1 protein-coding gene is annotated in these 631 nt (G+C 72.4%); it reads right to left on the minus strand.

Going from position 1 to position 631, the window contains the following annotated elements; all coding sequences use genetic code 11:
* Nucleotides 1-31 precede the first annotated feature (31 nt).
* Entirely contained in the window at nt 32-181 is a 150-nt protein-coding gene (locus tag TN53_RS48870; RefSeq protein ID WP_234441854.1) for a hypothetical protein, read from the minus strand.
* Nucleotides 182-631 lie beyond the last annotated feature (450 nt).

Raw genomic sequence — 631 nt, forward strand, 5'->3', positions numbered from 1 at the left:
CCGGTGTTCCCTTCGTTGTGGTGCGGGTGAACTACCAGTCGGTGATGCGCAGGTCGGTGAAGGGGCCGCCGCGGTCCATGCCGGCCCACACCAGATGCACCACCGCCTTGTCCAAGCGGCCGTCTTGGCGGGCGATCGCGGCCTGGATACGAAACCGGGCGCTGGCGAACGCCGGGGCCACGAAAGGAGAGAGAGGGAAGATCTCTGGCCACCTCTGGCGGCCAACTCCCGTCACGTCCGCGCGCAGCAGCGCACGACCGGTGGCGAGCAGCTCTCGTTCGTCGTCGGCGGGAAGGTCGGCGGGCCAGGCCCCTTCCAGCGACTGCTGGATGGCCCCATCGCCGGCCGTCCCCCCCCCATGCGGTGGCCGAGCCGCACGGTCAGCAGCAGCCGGCCCCGGGCTCGTCGCCGGTCTCCGTGACCGGGGTGCCGTCATCGGCGGCCGCCGCGCCTTCGGTCATCGCGCCGACCATCGCGGCAACGCCGTCCAAACCGCGCGCTGCCTCGCCATCACCGGTCGTTCCGTCGGCTCTGCCACCGCATGGCGAGGGGACGGCCGGCGATGGGGCCATCCAGCAGTCGCTGGAAGCGGCCTGGCCCGCCGACCTTCCCGCCGACGACGAACGAGAGC

Origin of the sequence: Streptomyces sp. WM6386 (assembly GCF_000972385.1) — a bacterium.
GTDB lineage: Bacteria > Actinomycetota > Actinomycetes > Streptomycetales > Streptomycetaceae > Streptomyces.